The organism is Paracoccus rhizosphaerae (assembly GCF_026162645.1).
Classification (GTDB): domain Bacteria; phylum Pseudomonadota; class Alphaproteobacteria; order Rhodobacterales; family Rhodobacteraceae; genus Paracoccus; species Paracoccus rhizosphaerae.
Genome location: NZ_JAOTBE010000015.1, coordinates 1 through 15,425, shown reverse-complemented (window position 1 = coordinate 15,425; position 15,425 = coordinate 1). Strand labels below are relative to the sequence as shown.

The 15,425-nt window shown below is 64.7% G+C and carries 18 protein-coding genes; 9 read left to right on the top strand and 9 right to left on the bottom strand.

Features of this window, described 5'->3' with window-relative positions:
- Nucleotides 1-17: 17 nt before the first annotated feature.
- From pstA to OC184_RS07735, 3 genes are all read right to left on the bottom strand, one after another.
- A complete protein-coding gene (pstA, locus tag OC184_RS07745) occupies nt 18-1,376 on the bottom strand; it encodes a phosphate ABC transporter permease PstA (protein WP_378926409.1) in 1,359 nt (452 codons plus the stop codon).
- A complete protein-coding gene (gene pstC / locus OC184_RS07740) occupies nt 1,373-2,575 on the bottom strand; it encodes a phosphate ABC transporter permease subunit PstC (protein ID WP_265506624.1) in 1,203 nt (400 codons plus the stop codon). The genes pstA and pstC overlap by 4 nt, the downstream gene beginning before the upstream one ends.
- A gap of 69 nt (nt 2,576-2,644) precedes the next feature.
- Nucleotides 2,645-3,670 (bottom strand): substrate-binding domain-containing protein, encoded by a 1,026-nt coding sequence (locus tag OC184_RS07735; protein ID WP_265506623.1) that lies wholly within the window; start codon nt 3,668-3,670, stop codon nt 2,645-2,647.
- A gap of 170 nt (nt 3,671-3,840) precedes the next feature.
- Between OC184_RS07735 and OC184_RS07730 the strand changes: the two genes are divergently transcribed.
- Nucleotides 3,841-4,269, top strand: coding sequence for a VOC family protein (locus tag OC184_RS07730; RefSeq protein ID WP_265506622.1), 429 nt, complete (start codon nt 3,841-3,843; stop codon nt 4,267-4,269).
- Between the two features lie 36 nt (nt 4,270-4,305).
- Here OC184_RS07730 and OC184_RS07725 read toward each other — a convergent pair whose 3' ends face one another.
- From OC184_RS07725 to OC184_RS07715, 3 genes are all read right to left on the bottom strand, one after another.
- Entirely contained in the window at nt 4,306-4,800 is a 495-nt protein-coding gene (locus OC184_RS07725; RefSeq protein ID WP_265506621.1) for a MarR family winged helix-turn-helix transcriptional regulator, read from the bottom strand.
- 137 nt (nt 4,801-4,937) lie between these two features.
- Nucleotides 4,938-5,246 carry an FAD assembly factor SdhE gene (locus OC184_RS07720; RefSeq protein WP_265506620.1) on the bottom strand — a complete coding sequence of 103 codons (309 nt, stop codon included), beginning with the start codon at nt 5,244-5,246 and terminating at the stop codon, nt 4,938-4,940.
- Complete coding sequence (locus tag OC184_RS07715) at nt 5,239-5,583, bottom strand: helix-turn-helix domain-containing protein (protein ID WP_265506619.1); 345 nt, start codon at nt 5,581-5,583, stop codon at nt 5,239-5,241. Before OC184_RS07715 ends, OC184_RS07720 begins: the two co-directional genes overlap by 8 nt.
- A 76-nt stretch (nt 5,584-5,659) precedes the next feature.
- Between OC184_RS07715 and OC184_RS07710 the strand changes: the two genes are divergently transcribed.
- On the top strand, nt 5,660-6,862 hold the full coding sequence (locus OC184_RS07710; protein ID WP_265506618.1) for a pyridoxal phosphate-dependent aminotransferase: 1,203 nt from the start codon (nt 5,660-5,662) through the stop codon (nt 6,860-6,862).
- A gap of 49 nt (nt 6,863-6,911) precedes the next feature.
- Nucleotides 6,912-7,298, top strand: a complete 387-nt coding sequence (locus OC184_RS07705) for a baeRF12 domain-containing protein (protein WP_265506617.1) — start codon at nt 6,912-6,914, stop codon at nt 7,296-7,298.
- A 124-nt stretch (nt 7,299-7,422) separates the two neighbouring features.
- Here the strand turns inward: OC184_RS07705 and OC184_RS07700 are convergent, their stop codons facing one another.
- A complete protein-coding gene (locus OC184_RS07700; protein ID WP_265506616.1) occupies nt 7,423-8,205 on the bottom strand; it encodes a 3-hydroxybutyrate dehydrogenase in 783 nt (260 codons plus the stop codon).
- 266 nt (nt 8,206-8,471) lie between these two features.
- On the opposite strand from OC184_RS07700, the gene OC184_RS07695 reads away from it, so the two are divergent.
- The 3 genes from OC184_RS07695 (at nt 8,472) to OC184_RS07685 (ending at nt 11,829) form a co-directional block, all read left to right on the top strand.
- Nucleotides 8,472-10,328, top strand: coding sequence for an extracellular solute-binding protein (locus tag OC184_RS07695; protein ID WP_378926406.1), 1,857 nt, complete (start codon nt 8,472-8,474; stop codon nt 10,326-10,328).
- A 130-nt stretch (nt 10,329-10,458) separates the two neighbouring features.
- Entirely contained in the window at nt 10,459-10,791 is a 333-nt protein-coding gene (locus OC184_RS07690) for a hypothetical protein (protein WP_265506614.1), read from the top strand.
- 150 nt (nt 10,792-10,941) lie between these two features.
- Nucleotides 10,942-11,829, top strand: a complete 888-nt coding sequence (locus OC184_RS07685) for a cation diffusion facilitator family transporter (protein WP_265506613.1) — start codon at nt 10,942-10,944, stop codon at nt 11,827-11,829.
- Here the strand turns inward: OC184_RS07685 and xth are convergent.
- Nucleotides 11,826-12,611: an exodeoxyribonuclease III gene (gene xth, locus OC184_RS07680; protein ID WP_265506612.1), complete on the bottom strand. Its 786-nt coding sequence runs from the start codon at nt 12,609-12,611 to the stop codon at nt 11,826-11,828. The genes OC184_RS07685 and xth overlap by 4 nt on opposite strands.
- Nucleotides 12,612-12,674: 63 nt before the next feature.
- Here xth and OC184_RS07675 point away from each other — a divergent pair, with 63 nt between their 5' ends.
- On the top strand, nt 12,675-13,211 hold the full coding sequence (locus tag OC184_RS07675) for a hypothetical protein (protein WP_265506611.1): 537 nt from the start codon (nt 12,675-12,677) through the stop codon (nt 13,209-13,211).
- Here the strand turns inward: OC184_RS07675 and OC184_RS07670 are convergent.
- Entirely contained in the window at nt 13,208-13,531 is a 324-nt protein-coding gene (locus OC184_RS07670; RefSeq protein WP_265506610.1) for a HesB/IscA family protein, read from the bottom strand. The two genes, OC184_RS07675 and OC184_RS07670, sit on opposite strands and share 4 nt — an antisense overlap.
- A gap of 75 nt (nt 13,532-13,606) precedes the next feature.
- On the opposite strand from OC184_RS07670, the gene OC184_RS07665 reads away from it, so the two are divergent.
- Together OC184_RS07665 and OC184_RS07660 are read left to right on the top strand one after the other, a co-directional pair.
- The gene (locus OC184_RS07665; RefSeq protein WP_265506609.1) at nt 13,607-14,764 is read left to right on the top strand and encodes a deoxyguanosinetriphosphate triphosphohydrolase; all 1,158 of its coding nucleotides are present in this window, start codon (nt 13,607-13,609) and stop codon (nt 14,762-14,764) included.
- A 56-nt stretch (nt 14,765-14,820) separates the two neighbouring features.
- Nucleotides 14,821-15,243: an OsmC family protein gene (locus OC184_RS07660; protein WP_322630190.1), complete on the top strand. Its 423-nt coding sequence runs from the start codon at nt 14,821-14,823 to the stop codon at nt 15,241-15,243.
- Nucleotides 15,244-15,425: the final 182 nt, after the last annotated feature.

The window sequence follows — 15,425 nt, the reverse complement described above, 5'->3', positions numbered from 1 at the left end:
AGGACCTTATGGTTGACTTACCAACGGCGCTCGAACTTGCGGCGCAGGTAGATGGCCAGCAGGTTCATGCACAGCAGGAAGATCAGCAGGATGATGATGGCGCCCGAGGCGCGTTCGACGAAGGCGGGGTCGGACCGTTGGGTCCAGTTGTAGATCTGCACGGGCAGCGCGGATGCGGGATCGAACAGCCCCTCGGGCGGACCGGCGGGGAATTCGCGAACGAAGGCCACCATCCCGATCAGCAGCAGCGGCGCGGTTTCGCCCAGGGCCTGGGCCAGGCCGATGATGGTCCCGGTCAGGATGCCCGGCATCGCCAGCGGCAGGACGTGGTGGAAGACCGACTGCATCTTGGATGCACCCACCCCAAGAGCGGCATCGCGGATCGACGGCGGCACGGCCTTCAGCGCCGCACGAGTCGAAATGATGATCGTCGGCAGCGTCATCAACGTCAGCACAAGGCCACCGACGATGGGCGCCGATTGCGGCAGCCCCGCAAAGTTGATGAAGACGGCAAGGCCCAGGATGCCGAAGACGATGGACGGCACGGCCGCCAGGTTCGCGATGTTCACCTCGATGATGTCGGTCAGGCGGTTCTTGGGGGCGAATTCCTCAAGATAGATGCTGGCCGCGACGCCAATCGGCACCGACAGCACCAAAACCACCAGCATCATGTAGAGCGAGCCGAGAATCGCGACGCCCAGGCCCGCGGCCTCGGGTCGCTGGTCTGACGCATCGGGGTTGGTGATGAACTCGCGGTTGAAGCGGGTCACCAGCAGGTCGCGTTCGGCCAGCGCATCCGCCAGCATCAGCTGCTGGGGCGAGATGTTGCTGTCACGCTCGGCGCTGGCCATGGTGACCCGGCCCTTGAAGTAGCCGTCGATGCGACCGTTCACCAGCACGTTCACGTCGACCGTCTGTCCGATCAGTTCGGGGTTGTCCAGCACCCGCGAGCGCAGCTGCGCCGACGCCTCGCGAGAGATCAGGCCGTCGATGTCATCCTCGGTCAGGCCCTGGATCTGCAGGTCCATGCCGCTGACGGCCTGGTCCAGCGCGGTGTCCAGCACCTGCCCATAGGCCAGCGTCAGGACACTGGACATTTCGGCCACGTCGCGGTTGCCCTTCGGGTCCAGACGCTCGGCGTCTAAGGTCACCGGGATGGAGAGATAGGTCTGGCGGAAGGCGCCCGACCCATCGCGGATGATTGTCGCCAGCAGGACCGCAAGCGCGACCACGGCAATGCCGATGGCCACCGCGCCATAGGTGCGAAAACGTTTCTCGGCGGCATTGCGACGGCGCGTGCGCGGGTCGACCTCGATCAGCGAGGACCTGCGGGCGGGAGTCGGCCGGGCCGTCCCGGGGATGGGCATGTCGGTCATTCGTACTGCTCGCGGTATTTGCGCACGATGATCAGTGCGACGATGTTCAGGCCCAGGGTGATGACGAAAAGCGTCAGGCCAAGCGCGAAGGCCACCAGCGTCTCGGGCGAGGAAAAGTCGTTGTCGCCGGTCAGCTGGCTGACGATCTTGACGGTGATCGTGGTCATCGCCTCGAGCGGATTGAGGCTCATGGTGGCGGCGGCGCCCGCGCCCAGCACGACGATCATCGTCTCGCCGATGGCGCGGCTGGCCGCCAGCAGGACGGCCCCCACGATGCCCGGCAATGCGGCCGGCATGACAACCTGCCGCACGATCTCGGATGGGGTCGAGCCGAGGCCCAGCGCGCCATCGCGCAGGCTTTGCGGAACGGCGTTGATGATGTCATCAGACAGTGAGCTGACGAACGGGATCAGCATGATCCCCATGACCAGCCCCGCCGTCAGCACCGAAGACGCGGAATTACCCAGGCCCAGGGGCTGCGCGATCGCGTCCCGCAGCAGCGGCCCGACGGTAATCAGCGCGAATAGGCCATAGACAATGGTTGGAATACCGGCGAGCAGCTCGACCAGAGGCTTGGCGATGCTGCGAACGCGGGGGCTTGCATATTCGGACAGGTAAATCGCGGCCATCAGGCCGATCGGCACCGCGACCAGCAGCGCGATGAACGAGATGTAGAGCGTGCCCCACAGCAGCGGCAGCATACCCAGCTGAGAGTTGCCGTCGAAGCGGGGCGTCCATTCGGTGCCGAAGAAGAACTCGTGCCAGCTGTATTTCTGGAAGAAGCTGCCCGTCTCGAAGATCAGGGACAGGACGATGCCGGCGGTCGTCGCGATGGCGATCATCGAACACAGGATCAGGAAGGTCAGGACCATCCGCTCGACTGCGTTGCGTGCCTGGAATGCCGCGTTGATCCGGCTGATGCCATAGCCCAGACCGATGACCGCGGCAATCAACACGGCGATCCCCGTCGCCGCCGTATCCGCGGCAAGCAGGCCGGACATGCGCAGGACAGCCGCCAGCAGCAGGACCACAAGCGCCGGAGCGACGGTCAGAAGCGCTACGCTGGCGCCGTGATAGGTTGGTCGGCTGTGCATCAGCCTGATATCCGCGCCGGCCGAGGAAAAGGCGCGGCTGCGGCCGACCAGATAGCCAGCGCCTGCCAGAAGCAGCGTGACGAGCAGAGCCCAGGACATTGGCATCCGGAAGGTCCTTGCTGGGAGAATGGGACCGGGCGGCCAGACCGAAAGGCCGGCCGCCCGAGGGGGACGTTATTGCATGGTCTCTTCGTTTGCGACCATCTGCTGGGTCGCAGCCAGTTCGGGATCAGCGACCAGGCCGTATTCGGCCAGCGGACCGTCTGGGCCGGCGATCTGGTCGGACACGAAGAACTCAGCGAATTCCTTCACGCCCGGAATCTCGCCGATATGCGCCTTCTTGACGTACATGAACAGCGGGCGCGACACCGGGTATTCGCCCGAGGCGATCGTCTCGGTCGAGGGGGTCACGCCCGACATCGACGCGACCTGCAGGGTGTCGGTGTTGTTTTCATAGAAGGACAGGCCGAAGACGCCGATGCCGTTGGGCGAGCTGTTGATGCGCGCCAGCGTCTCGGTATAGTCGCCGTCGATGTCGACCGAGCGGCCGTCCGTGCGCAGCGTCATGCAGGCGGCTTCGGCCTCGTCCTCGCCCATCTGGGCGGTGAAGACTTCCAGCGCGCCGGTGTCTTCGCAGCCCTGCAGCATCACCTTTTCCTCGAAAACTTCACGAGTGCCGTGGCGGGTGCCGGGAACGAAGGCCAGGATCTCCTGGTCGGGCAGGTCGGGGTTCACCTCGCTCCAGTTGGCGGCGGTGTTGTCGACGATCTCGCCGTCACGCACGACCTTGGCAGACAGCGCGTTGAACCAGTCCGAGGGCGTGAATTCGAACGAGTTGCTGTCGGCCAAGTTCGCGAAGACGATCCCGTCATAGCCGATGCGGACCTCGATGATTTCCTCCACGCCGTTGGCGGCGCATTCCTCGATCTCGCTGTCGCGGATCGCGCGGCTGGCGTTCGCGATGTCGATGGTGTTTTCGCCGACGCCCTCGCAGAAGCGGCGCAGACCGGTGGACGAACCGCCCGACTCGACGACCGGGGTCGCGAAGTCGGTGTTCTCACCGAACAGCTCGGCGACGATCGTCGAGTAGGGCAGGACGGTCGACGAGCCGGCGATCTGAACCTGATCGCGGGCGGCAGCGGCGCTGGCCGAAAGGGCGATCACGGATAGAGCCGTAGCGGTGAGGCCGATGGTCTTCATGATGTTCTCCGTCAAGGATGGACGTACGTTGGTGGTGGCACCCCTAATGGCGTCATGTGACGGCTATGTATGATTCGTGTGACGGTTCCATGACAGCCGATGGCGCGGCTGTGGCTTGCGTCACCGACAGACGCATGACAGATTCTCGGGTGACACGAACGGAGACGACGATGAACATCCGCTATCTGCACACGATGGTCCGCGTGCTGGACCTGGACAAGACGATGGAATTTTTCCGCCTGCTGGGGCTGGAGGAGACGCGCCGCATGGACAACGACAAGGGCCGCTTCAGCCTGGTCTTCATGGCGCCGCCGGGACAGCCGGAATGCCCAGTCGAGTTGACCTGGAACTGGGACGGCGATGACGGGCTGCCGTCCGACAGCCGCCATTTCGGCCACCTTGCCTACCGCGTCGGCAACATCTACGAGATCTGCCAGAAACTGCAGGATGCAGGCGTGACCATCAACCGGCCGCCGCGCGACGGCCACATGGCCTTCGTCCGTAGCCCGGACAACGTGTCGATCGAGCTGCTGCAGGAAGGGGACGCCCTGCCACCGCAGGAGCCCTGGGCCAGCATGGAAAACACCGGCCACTGGTAGCCGAAACGGCGCGGGCCGCAGCGGCCCGCGCCGTCGTCAGTAGATATAGCGGATCTGCTCGCTCCAGAACCTTTCGATCCTGCGGTTCTGCAGGTTGACCTGGTCGAGCGGCGGATCCTCCAGCACGCCGGACATCGCCAGACCCTCGGCGTGGCGGATGAACAGCCGCTGGACCATTTCGCGGACGGCCTGCCCCTCGGGCGTCAGCCGCACCCGGACCGAGCGCCGGTCCATGTCGCAGCGTTCGTGATGCACATAACCCATCGAGACCAGCTTCTTCAGGTTATAGCTGACATTCGACCCCTGATACATGCCGCGCGACCGCAGTTCGCCAGCCGAAACCTCTGCCTCGCCGAGATTATAGAGGATCATGGCCTGCACCGGCGTCAGCTCGCCCCGGTTCAACCGCTCGAACTCGTCCTTGACCAAATCCAGCATCAGCCTGTGCATCCGCTCCAGCAGCTGCAGCGATTCCAGATAAGCTTCGGTCATGTCCGCGATGGTGGCGTCGGCGGGCTGGGGTTGCAACATCGGACGCGTCTCGCGTGGTGCAGGGGCAAACATGGCTTTTCTATGTCCTGTCCTGTTCGTCATGAAGCGAACATGATTGACAAAAGACAATCTTCGGTTAATCGCCGCCGCCTTTTGAACCAATCTTGGCGAAAATCTTAGCGATCCGAGAGCATGCGGCCCCCGGCATGCTGCGCCACCCGATCAAGGATCGGCACCAGCAGCGTCGGCGCGCCACGGTCGACGGGCGTGCCCGTCCCGATCCGCGCGGTCACCCACAGGTACAGGTCCTGGTCGTTCTCACCCAGCATCCGCTCATAGAGGTCCAGCTCGGACCCGCTAAGGGCGCCGAGGCAATCGTCGGCGAACCGCCCCAATATCAGGTCCATTTCCTTCATCCCGCGCCGCCAGCTTCGCATATGCAGCCGCTTCAGGCGGTTTTCGAGTGTCTCCATCGTATCAGCCATGTCCAAGCGCCTCTTCCAGCCGGTCCACCTGGGCCACCGCCTCGGCCAGAACCCGGCGGAGTTCGCGCAATTCTGCCCGCAGGGCCGCGCCCGCCGTGGTGTCCTTGGGCCCCGCCCCCTCGCCCGTCAACAGCCAGACCAGCGAAACGCCGGTGACCGCGGCAATGCGTCCCATGAGCGTTGCGGTCGGCTCCGCCTGGTCCACCTCCCAGCCCTCCAGCGTCTCGGGCCGCAGGCCAAGCTCCTCGGCCAGTGCCTCGATCTGCAGCCCGGCTCCTTCGCGGGCCGCCGTCAGGCGATCCCCCAAGGTTGCCACCGGCTCGGCGTAGCTGTCCATGTCAATCCTCTGCTTGTGGCATCATGCGGCGCAGCGTAAGCCAATGACGCGCCCAGATCAAATCCACGAGGTTCAGATGGCCTTCCTCTCCGACCGGCTCAGCCGCATCAAGCCCTCTCCCACCATCGCGATGACGACGCGGGCGGCTGAGCTGCGGGCGCAGGGGCGCGACATCATCAGCCTGTCGGCCGGAGAGCCGGACTTCGACACGCCGGAACATGTCCGCGAAGCCGCGAAGGCGGCCATCGACGCAGGCCACACGCGCTATACCGCCGTCGACGGGACACCGTTGCTGAAGCGTGCCATCGCCGCCAAGTTCGCGCGCGAGAACGGCCTTGATTTCACGCCGTCGCAGATCACGGTCGGCACGGGCGGTAAGCAGATCCTGTTCAACGCGCTGATGGCGACGCTGGACGCGGGGGATGAGGTGATCGTCCCCGCCCCCTACTGGGTCAGCTATCCCGACATGGTGCTGCTGGCGGGGGGCGAGCCGGTCATCGTGGAATGCCCGCAGGATCAGGGCTTCCGCCTCACGCCCGACGCGCTGGAGGCTGCGATTACCCCCCGGACCAAGTGGCTGATTCTGAATTCGCCTTCGAACCCCTCTGGCGCGGGCTATGACCGGGCGCAGATGCGGGCGATCTGCGACGTGCTGCTGCGCCATCCGCAGGTCTGGGTGCTGGCGGATGACATCTACGAGCATATCGTCTTCGACAATTTCAGGTTCTGCACCCCCGCAGAGGTCGAGCCCCGCCTGAGGGACCGCGTGCTGACCATGAACGGGGTCAGCAAAGCCTATGCCATGACCGGCTGGCGGATCGGCTATGGCGCAGCGCCCGAGCCCCTAATAAAGGCGATGGCCAAGCTGCAGTCGCAGTCGACCTCGAACCCATGTTCGGTCAGCCAGTATGCCGCCGAGGCCGCGCTGGAAGGGCCGCAGGATTATGTCCGGGACAGCCGCGCGGTGTTCCAGCGCCGCCGCGATCTGGTCGTGGCCGGGCTGAACGCCTGCCCTGGCCTTGATTGCCCGGTGCCGCAGGGCGCATTCTATGTCTATCCTTCGATGGCCGGGCTGATCGGCCAGACCAGCAGCGGCGGCACGCTGATCGACAGCGACGAGGCCTTCGCCAACGCCCTTCTGGACGAAGAGGGCGTGGCAGTCGTTTTCGGCGCGGCTTTCGGCCTCAGCCCGCATTTTCGCATCTCGTATGCCACCAGCGACGAGATCCTGATCGACGCGGTCAGCCGCATCCGCCGCTTCTGCGAAGGGTGCAACTGACAGGCGATTGCCGGCGTTGGGGATGACGAGCAGAGAGAAGGACATCCCCATGCTGCCACAGAACACCGTGGTGGTCGTCGCGGACGGCCACGCCGCCACCATCTTCCGCAATCAGGCCAGGCACGGGATCGATCTTGCGGCCTCCGAAACGGTCACCCCCGAAAGCCTGTCGGACCCCGCGACCATCCCGCAGCTTGACGAAGTCTCGGCCTCGCGGGACGAGGAAGAGGCGGGTTTTGCCGTCCGGCTGACGCGCCACCTGAATGCGATGGTCCTGAAGCACAAGATGGACGACGTGGTCATCATCGCCGACCCATCGACCCTGGGCGTGATGCGCAAGCACTACCACAAGGAACTGCAGTTGCGCCTGCGCAAGGAGCTGGCCAAGTCGATGACCAATTCGGACATCCCGTCGATCCAGGAAGCCCTGACCTGATTTCCAGTGCGGGCGCCCTGCGGCGCCCGCACTTAGAACAGGCTAAGGACGAACAGCACCGCAATTACTGCGGAGGGAACGCCCAGGAACCACAGCAGGATGCCCCTCATCCCGTTCTTCCTGATCAAAGGGCGGTCCAGCCGCCGTCCACGCTGATCGTCGTTCCGGTGATCTGTGCCGCGGCATCGCTGCACAGGAAGACGACCGTGTCGCCCAGCTGCTCGGTCGTCGCGAAGTCCTTCGACGGCTGCCGTTCCAGCAACACCTTCTCGATCACCTCTTCCCGGCCCATGCCGTATTTCTCCATCGTGTCGGGGATCTGCGCCTCGACCAGGGGGGTCAGGACATAGCCGGGGCAGATCGCGTTGCAGGTGATCGGCTCCCTAGCGGTTTCCAGCCCCGTCACCTTGGTCAGCCCGACGATTCCGTGCTTGGCCGCCACATAGGCCGACTTGTAGGGGCTGGCCGTCAGGCCGTGGGCCGAGGCGATGTTGATCACCCTGCCCCAGCCCCCCTTCCGCATCATCGGCAGCGCCGCTGCCGTGGTGTGGAACGCCGAGGACAGGTTGATCGCGATGATTGCGTTCCACTTGTCTACGGGGAAGTCGGGGATGGCGGCGACGTGCTGGATGCCCGCGTTGTTCACCAGGATGTCGCAGGTCCCCGCGGCTTCGACCAGCGCGCGGCAGTCGTCGCCCTTCGACATATCGGCCTTGACATAGCGAACGGCGACGCCGTGTTCGGCGGCCATGTCACGGGCCAGTTGATGGTCCTGATCGCTGTCAGTGAAGCTGTTCAGCACCATGTCGGCCCCCGCGCGGGCCAGCCGGTGGGCCACGCCCAGCCCGATGCCGGAGTTCGATCCGGTGACAATGGCGGTCTTGCCCTTCAGGAATTTCTCGAACATCGGCTGCTCCTACGGTTGCCGGCGGCCGGGGCGCGGGTCGCGCAAGGCCGGTTATGCAGCTGCAGCATGGGCAAAAAAAAACGCCCGCACAAGGCGGGCGCAAGTCATGAGGCAGGTTTCATACAGGCAAGAAACCTATCGAGCAGTGATTTATTTATACGCGACTAATCGCCCGAGTCCAACACCCATCTTCCGGGCTTGGTTGACGCACCCTTGCCGAGCCTGTTGATATCTTGGCCAAACAAGAAACGATCAGGCATCGGGCAATGCGAATCTTCAAAAACCTTAACAAATCTCCGGCAGGTGTGGTGGTTGCCGGAATAGTGGTCGCCACATGCGGTGTTGCAGCAATGCCTCTGGCAACCCATGCAGCGCCGGCACATGGCATTGCAATCTATGGAGAACCTGCGCTGCCACAGGGGTTCGACCATCTTCCCTATGCCAATCCCGACGCGCCGCAAGGGGGAACGATTCGGCTGGCAGAGCCCGGCGGGTTCGACTCGCTCAAACCCTGGGTCCTGAAGGGAAACGCCGCTTGGGGCGTCGGCGTCCATGTGACCGAGTCGCTGATGATGCGGTCGATCGACGAGCCGTTCACGCTCTATGGCCTTCTGGCCGAGTCGATCGAGACCGCGCCCGACCGCAGCTGGGTCGAGTTCACCCTGCGCCCGGAGGCCCGTTTTTCAGACGGCACCCCCGTCACGGTCGAAGATGTCATGTGGTCCTACGAGACGCTTGGGACGCAGGGGCATCCGCGGTATCTGTCCGCCTGGTCCCGCGTTGCGTCGATGGAGCAGACAGGCCCCCGCAGCGTGCAATTTACCTTCACCGAGCCCGACCGCGAGCTGCCGCTGCTGATGGGGCTGCGGCCGATCCTGAAAAAGGCCCAGTGGGAGGGGCAGGATTTCTCCGCCTCCAGCCTCGAGCCGCCGATCGGCAGCGGCGCCTATGTCATCGACGAGGTCGATCCCGGCCGCTCGATCTCGTTCCGGCGCGACCCGGACTATTGGGGCAAGGACCTGCCGTTGATGGCGGGCGTGAACAACTTCGACACGATCCGCTATGACTATTTCGGCGATGCCAACGCGATGTTCGAAGCATTCAAGGCCGGAGAGGTCAATGTCTGGCGCGAGCTGTCTGCGCAGCGTTGGGCGACCGAATACGGCTTTCCGCTGGCTGCGCGCGGTGACGTCGTCAAGTCCGAGATCCCGAACGAACGCCCTTCTGGCATCGTCGGCCTGGTGATGAACAGCCGAAACCCAATCTTCGACGACTGGCGCGTCCGGCAGGCCCTGATCGAGATGTTCAATTTTCGATTCATCAACCAGACCCTGAACGGCGGGGCCGATCCGCGGATCACGTCCTACTTCTCGAACTCGGTACTGGGGATGGGCTACGGTCCGGCCAGCGGAAAGGTGGCCGAGCTGCTGGCGCCCTTTGCCGAGGACCTGCCCCCCGGCACGATCGAAGGCTATTCCCTGCCCGAGGGGAGCGAGCGCGCGATGGACCGCGCCGCCATCCGACGCGCGCTTGCGCTGATGGAGGAGGCGGGCTGGACGGTGCAGGACGGGCGCCTGAAGAACGCGGCCGGTCAACCGTTCGAGTTCGAGATCCTTCTGAACCAGAACGGCAGCGCCATGCGCAGCGGCTCGGAGGTCCAGCAGATTGTGAACATCTATGTCGAGGCGCTGCGCCCCTTGGGCATCACCCCCCGCGTGACCACCTTGGACAGCGCCCAGTATGTCGAACGCACGAACAACTATCAGTTCGACATGACCTGGTACGAACGCGGTCTGTCGCTGTCGCCGGGAACCGAGCAGCGGCTCTATTGGGGTTCGGACGGCGTCGACACCCCCGGCAGCCGCAACTGGATGGGTATGAACAGCCCCGCAGCCGACGCGATGATCGACGCCATGATCGCGGCCGAGACAACCGAGGATTTCACCGCCGCCGTCAAGGCGCTGGACCGCGTGCTGACCGCCGGGCGGCACGTCATCCCCGTCAGCTTCTCGCCAATATCGCGGCTGGCCCATGCCGCGGATCTGAAATATCCTGACCGGCAACCAATCTACGGAGACTGGCCGGGCTTTCTTCCCGAAGTCTGGTGGCAGGAGGCGAACTGATGCGGATCTTTTGGGTTACATTCCTGGCCTGTGGGATACTGGCCGGATGCAACACAGTCGCCGGAGTGGGCGAGGATATCACGGGGACGGCGCGCTGGTTCCAGGGCGCCCTCCCTGCAGGAGGTTATTGATGAAGTGGCACCACGTTCAGGAAAACTGGTCCGCCTTCTATGAGGCGATCATCGACAAGTGGCCAGAGGCGGATGAAGGGGATCTGGACGAGATCGACGGCGATCAGCGCGCCTTCGTCGCCTATCTGGTCGAGGTGACCGGGCAGGAACCCGAGGAGATCCGCGAAGAGCTGCGTGAATGGCTGATCGGAGAAATTCCGTCGGACGTCGTCATGGACCCGACGCATGACGACCACTCGCTTCGGCTCAGTGGCAAGTTCGTCAACGAGGGCGAGGACGAATACACCGACGACGCCAGCTTCGGCGATGACCGCGAGGAACCGGGCGACTGAGCCCGGCGCCCTTGAACCCTGACCGCCCGGCCTTCGGTCGACCGTTCGACGCCGGGCGGCGCCGCCGCATCAATGGTTGAGATCGCAGCCCGCTTCTGTCACATGACCGCCTTCAAGTTGACCCGCAACGGATCGAAAAGGCGGACGAAGATGTCCAGCACGTTGAAGATTGCCATCGGCAGCATTCTTGTGGGGCTTGCCGTTCTGGCGCTGAAGACGCTGGCGTGGCAGGTCACCGGCTCGGTCGCGCTGATGTCTGACGCGCTGGAAAGCATCGTGAACGTGGCCACCGCCATCGCGGCCCTGGTGGCGATCAGGGTGGCGCAGCGGCCTGCCGATCAAGGGCACCCCTACGGGCATCACAAGGCCGAATTCTTCAGCGCCGTGCTGGAGGGCGTGCTGATCATCTCGGCCGCCCTTTTGATCCTGAGAGAGGCTTGGTTCGCCTTCCAGTCACCGCGGGTGATCGGCGACGTGGGTCTCGGAATTGCGATCAACCTGGGCGCCGGCGCTTTGAATGCCGCCTGGTGCTGGGTGCTGCTGCGGCAGGGCCGGCGCCTGCGGTCGCCCGCGCTGGCGGCCGACGGGCGCCACTTGCTGTCCGACGTCGTGTCGTCCGCGGGCGTCCTTCTGGGCGTGGGCCTGGCCGTCGCCACCGGCTGGACCATTCTAGATCCGCTGCTGGCGATGCTGGTCGGGGTCAACATCCTCTGGTCAGGGTGGAAGGTCATGGCGACCTCGCTGTCCGGGCTGATGGACGAAGCCGTCCCCGAGAAGACGCTGGCGGCCATCCGCGACATCATCTCGGACAAGGCCAGCGGCGCGTTGGAGGCCCATGACCTGCGGACCCGTCACGCCGGCGCCGTCACCTTCATCGATTTTCACCTAGTGGTGGACGGGCAGACGACGGTGGCCGACGCCCATGACATCTGCGACCGGGTCGAAAGCAGTCTGAAAGCCCGCCTGCCGGACGCGCAGATCACCATTCATGTCGAACCCGAACACAAGGCCAAGCATTCGGGCGTGCTGGTGATCTAGGCCGCCAGTCGCACCCAGACGGGCACATGGTCGCTTGGCTTTTCCCCGGCGCGGGCATCGCGGTCGACGCCGGTTTCGAGCATCATATCGGCCGCCTGAGGCGACAGCAGCAGATGGTCGATCCGGATGCCGTTGTCCCGCTGCCAGGAATTCGCCTGATAGTCCCAGAACGTGAACGGTCCGCGCGTAACCCAGGGATCGCGAATGCGCACGGCGTCCGTCCAGCCCTGGTTGACGATGGCACGGAACGCCGCCCGGCTTTGCGGCAGGAACAGCGCATCCTCCACCCAGGCCTCGGGACGGGCCGCGTCGCGCGGCTCTGGGATGATGTTGTAATCGCCCAGCATGACCACTGGCATCTCAGACGCCAGCAACTCGGCGGCACGGCAGCGCAGACGCTCCATCCAGGCCAACTTGTAGTCGTATTTCGGCCCCGGCGCCGGGTTTCCGTTCGGCAGGTACAGTCCCGCGATGCGAACGGCCTGGGCGCCGATGACCGTCGCCTCGATATATCGGGCCTGCTCATCCGCCTCGTCGCCGGGCAGGCCGCGGGTCACGTCCTCGAGCGGCAGCTTCGACAGGATGGCGACACCATTGAAGCCCTTCTGGCCGTGCGTCTCGACGCTCCAGCCCAGATCCTGGAAATGTTCGCGCGGGAACGCCTCGTCCACAGACTTGATTTCCTGCAGGACGACCAGATCGGCGTCGGTCGCCGCCAGCCAGTCAGTCAGCGCCTGGATGCGGGCCTTGACGCCATTGATATTGAAGCTTGCGATTTTCATGCGGCGCATCTTTAGCCGACGTCATGCGTTTGGCAACCGCTACCCTCAGAAAGGGCCACTATGTTGCGCGCCATGATCCTGGTCCTGCTGCTGCCCATCTCGGCCATGGCCGCGCCGCGGCCAGTGACCGGCCTGCTGACCAAGGGCAGCAACCTGCCGGCGAGGATCCCGTTGCAAGTCCGCGCGCCTGGCGACAGCGACCACGCCGTCATCCTGCAGGATCAGGACGGCCAGCCAGTCATCAGCGGATACCTTCGCGGCGGCGAGGTGCTGCGCCTGCTTGTGCCGCCCGGACGCCACAGGCTGGTCGTCGCCGCGGGCCAGCCCGAAGACTGGCAGGGCACCGACCGCCTGTTCGGAGAAGACACCCACGCGCTGGACATGCCACTGACCTTCCGGATCGAGGGGAACCGTCGGATCGGCCACTCGATTGTCCTGACATACAGCGACGGCAGCCTCAGCATCACCGACCACCAGAACCGGACGATCTGCCAGATCGCCGATTGGGACATCGAACGGAGGGTACAGATCGCGCCGGGCGGCACCGTTCTGCGCTGGCTGGACCCGCAGCTTGAAACCCGCAGCCGCCCCTGCGATTAGATCGAGAAGGACGTCCCGCAGCCGCAGCTGCTGGTGGCGTTCGGATTCTCGATCACGAAGCGTGCGCCGATCAATTCGTCGGTAAAGTCAATGATCGCGCCCGCCAGGTAGGGCAGCGACACGGGGTCCACGACCACGGCCTGCCCCTCGCCCTCGATCACCAGGTCGTCGCCTTCGGGACGGTCCAGCCGGATGTCGTACTGGAACCCCGAACATCCGCCGCCCGCCACTGCCACGCGCAGGGGCACCGGCTCTTTGCCGGCATTGATCTGAGCCAGGCGCTGGAATGCGCGTTCAGTGACTTTCGGCGGCAGGTTCATGGGGCGTTCCTGTTTTCGTCCGTAGGCTTCAAATATAGGCTCGGCCCCGACGTCCCGCAAGGAAGGCCCTGCCCCGTGACCGCCATCTATGCCTGCCAGCCCCAAGACAGCCGCGGGCGCCTGTTCCATGAAAGCCTTTCGACCTTCCGGTCCCCGTGGCAGCGCGACCGCGACCGGATCATCCATTCCAGTGCTTTCCGGCGGCTGAAACACAAGACGCAAGTCTTCGTCGAACATGACGGCGACGCCTATCGCGGCGACTATTTCCGCACCCGCCTGACCCACACGATCGAGGTTGCGCAGGTCGCCCGCACCATCGCCGGCGCGCTCGGCCTGAACGCCGACCTGGCCGAGACCGTGGCGCTGGCCCATGACCTGGGTCACCCGCCCTTCGGCCATACCGGCGAAGATGCCCTGGCTGCGCTGATGGCGCCCTATGGCGGGTTCGATCACAACGCGCAGGCGTTGCGCATCGTGACACGGCTGGAACGGCACTATGCCGATTTCGACGGGCTGAACCTGACTTGGGAAAGCCTTGAGGGGATCGCGAAGCACAACGGTCCGATCACAGGCGATCTGCCCTATGCCTTGGCCGAGGTGAACGCGGCTTGGGACCTGGAACTGCACACGAACGCCAGCGCCGAGGCTCAGGTCGCGGCCGTGGCCGACGACGTCGCCTACAACCACCACGACCTGCATGACGGCCTGCGGGCGGACCTGTTCACCGAGGCCGAGCTGTCCGAGTTGCCGGTGATCGGCCCCGCCTTCGCCGAGGTGGACCGCCTCTACCCCGGCCTCGACCCCACCCGCCGCCGGTACGAGGCACTGCGCCGCGTCTTCGGCGTCATGGTCGAGGATGTCATCGCCGTCGCTCAGAACCGGCTGGCGGGGCTGCAGCCGCAATCGGCCGACGACATCCGGATGATGGACGGGCCGATCATCCGGTTTTCGAAACCGCTCTACCAGAACATCAAGGCCATCAAGTCCTTTCTGTTCCAGCGCATGTACCGCGCCCCGACCGTCGTCGTCGAACGCACCCGCGTCACGCAGATGCTGAACGACCTGTTCCCGCTGTTTCTGGACGATCCTGCGATGCTTCCCGACCAGTGGCGTGCGGCGGCGCTGGCGCTTCCTAGCCAGACCGAGCGCGCTCGGCTGGTCCTCGACTATGTTGCGGGAATGACTGACCGCTACGCCATTGCGGAACATCAGAGGCTGATCGGAGCGGGCTGAACCCATGCGGCCCCGTCCGCGTTGTGGCGGCGACGCAAACACGAAAGGACGGCATCATGATCACCCGCAGCGGATCCGCGAAATGGGACGGCGGCCTGAAGGAAGGCAAGGGCCAAGTTTCGACAAAGTCGGGCGCCCTCGACGACCAGCCCTATGGCTTCCAGACCCGGTTCGAAGACAAGCCCGGCACCAACCCCGAAGAACTGGTCGGCGCCGCCCATGCCTCGTGCTTCTCGATGGCGCTGGCCATGATGCTTGAACAAGAGGGGATTTCGGGCGTCTCGATCCAGACGACCTCCGAAATCTCGATGGACAAGGAAGGCGAGGGTTTCGCGGTCAAGAAGGCCCACCTAGTCACGAAGATCACCGCAGACGCCGACGAGGCCAAGGTGAAGGAGATCGCCGAGAAGGCCAAGGCTGGCTGCCCCATCAGCAAGCTGCTGAACGCCGAGATCACGATGGAGGCGCAGGTCGGATGATTCCCGGCGGTTCGGTGTGGGCGTAAGGGTCAATCCTCATGGCAGTGAAAGCCGACTAGGGAGTCCCGCCTGAACACCTCTATCAGGCGGCGGATGGGAGGTGCTGACGGGGATTTCCTCGCGGGATGACGGCGCACCAGGTAAAGCAGCAAACACAAAAAGGCTCTGAGATGGGCAAGGAT

Excerpts from the sequence above, each read along its gene's own strand:
- pstA (WP_378926409.1), bottom strand. The coding sequence starts at position 1,376 with ATGACCGACATGCCCATCCCCGGGACGGCCCGGCCGACTCCCGCCCGC.
- pstC (WP_265506624.1), bottom strand. The coding sequence starts at position 2,575 with ATGCCAATGTCCTGGGCTCTGCTCGTCACGCTGCTTCTGGCAGGCGCT.
- OC184_RS07735 (WP_265506623.1), bottom strand. The coding sequence starts at position 3,670 with ATGAAGACCATCGGCCTCACCGCTACGGCTCTATCCGTGATCGCCCTT.
- OC184_RS07730 (WP_265506622.1), top strand. The coding sequence starts at position 3,841 with ATGAACATCCGCTATCTGCACACGATGGTCCGCGTGCTGGACCTGGAC.
- OC184_RS07725 (WP_265506621.1), bottom strand. The coding sequence starts at position 4,800 with ATGTTGCAACCCCAGCCCGCCGACGCCACCATCGCGGACATGACCGAA.
- OC184_RS07720 (WP_265506620.1), bottom strand. The coding sequence starts at position 5,246 with ATGGCTGATACGATGGAGACACTCGAAAACCGCCTGAAGCGGCTGCAT.
- OC184_RS07715 (WP_265506619.1), bottom strand. The coding sequence starts at position 5,583 with ATGGACAGCTACGCCGAGCCGGTGGCAACCTTGGGGGATCGCCTGACG.
- OC184_RS07710 (WP_265506618.1), top strand. The coding sequence starts at position 5,660 with ATGGCCTTCCTCTCCGACCGGCTCAGCCGCATCAAGCCCTCTCCCACC.
- OC184_RS07705 (WP_265506617.1), top strand. The coding sequence starts at position 6,912 with ATGCTGCCACAGAACACCGTGGTGGTCGTCGCGGACGGCCACGCCGCC.
- OC184_RS07700 (WP_265506616.1), bottom strand. The coding sequence starts at position 8,205 with ATGTTCGAGAAATTCCTGAAGGGCAAGACCGCCATTGTCACCGGATCG.
- OC184_RS07695 (WP_378926406.1), top strand. The coding sequence starts at position 8,472 with ATGCGAATCTTCAAAAACCTTAACAAATCTCCGGCAGGTGTGGTGGTT.
- OC184_RS07690 (WP_265506614.1), top strand. The coding sequence starts at position 10,459 with ATGAAGTGGCACCACGTTCAGGAAAACTGGTCCGCCTTCTATGAGGCG.
- OC184_RS07685 (WP_265506613.1), top strand. The coding sequence starts at position 10,942 with ATGTCCAGCACGTTGAAGATTGCCATCGGCAGCATTCTTGTGGGGCTT.
- xth (WP_265506612.1), bottom strand. The coding sequence starts at position 12,611 with ATGAAAATCGCAAGCTTCAATATCAATGGCGTCAAGGCCCGCATCCAG.
- OC184_RS07670 (WP_265506610.1), bottom strand. The coding sequence starts at position 13,531 with ATGAACCTGCCGCCGAAAGTCACTGAACGCGCATTCCAGCGCCTGGCT.
- OC184_RS07660 (WP_322630190.1), top strand. The coding sequence starts at position 14,821 with ATGATCACCCGCAGCGGATCCGCGAAATGGGACGGCGGCCTGAAGGAA.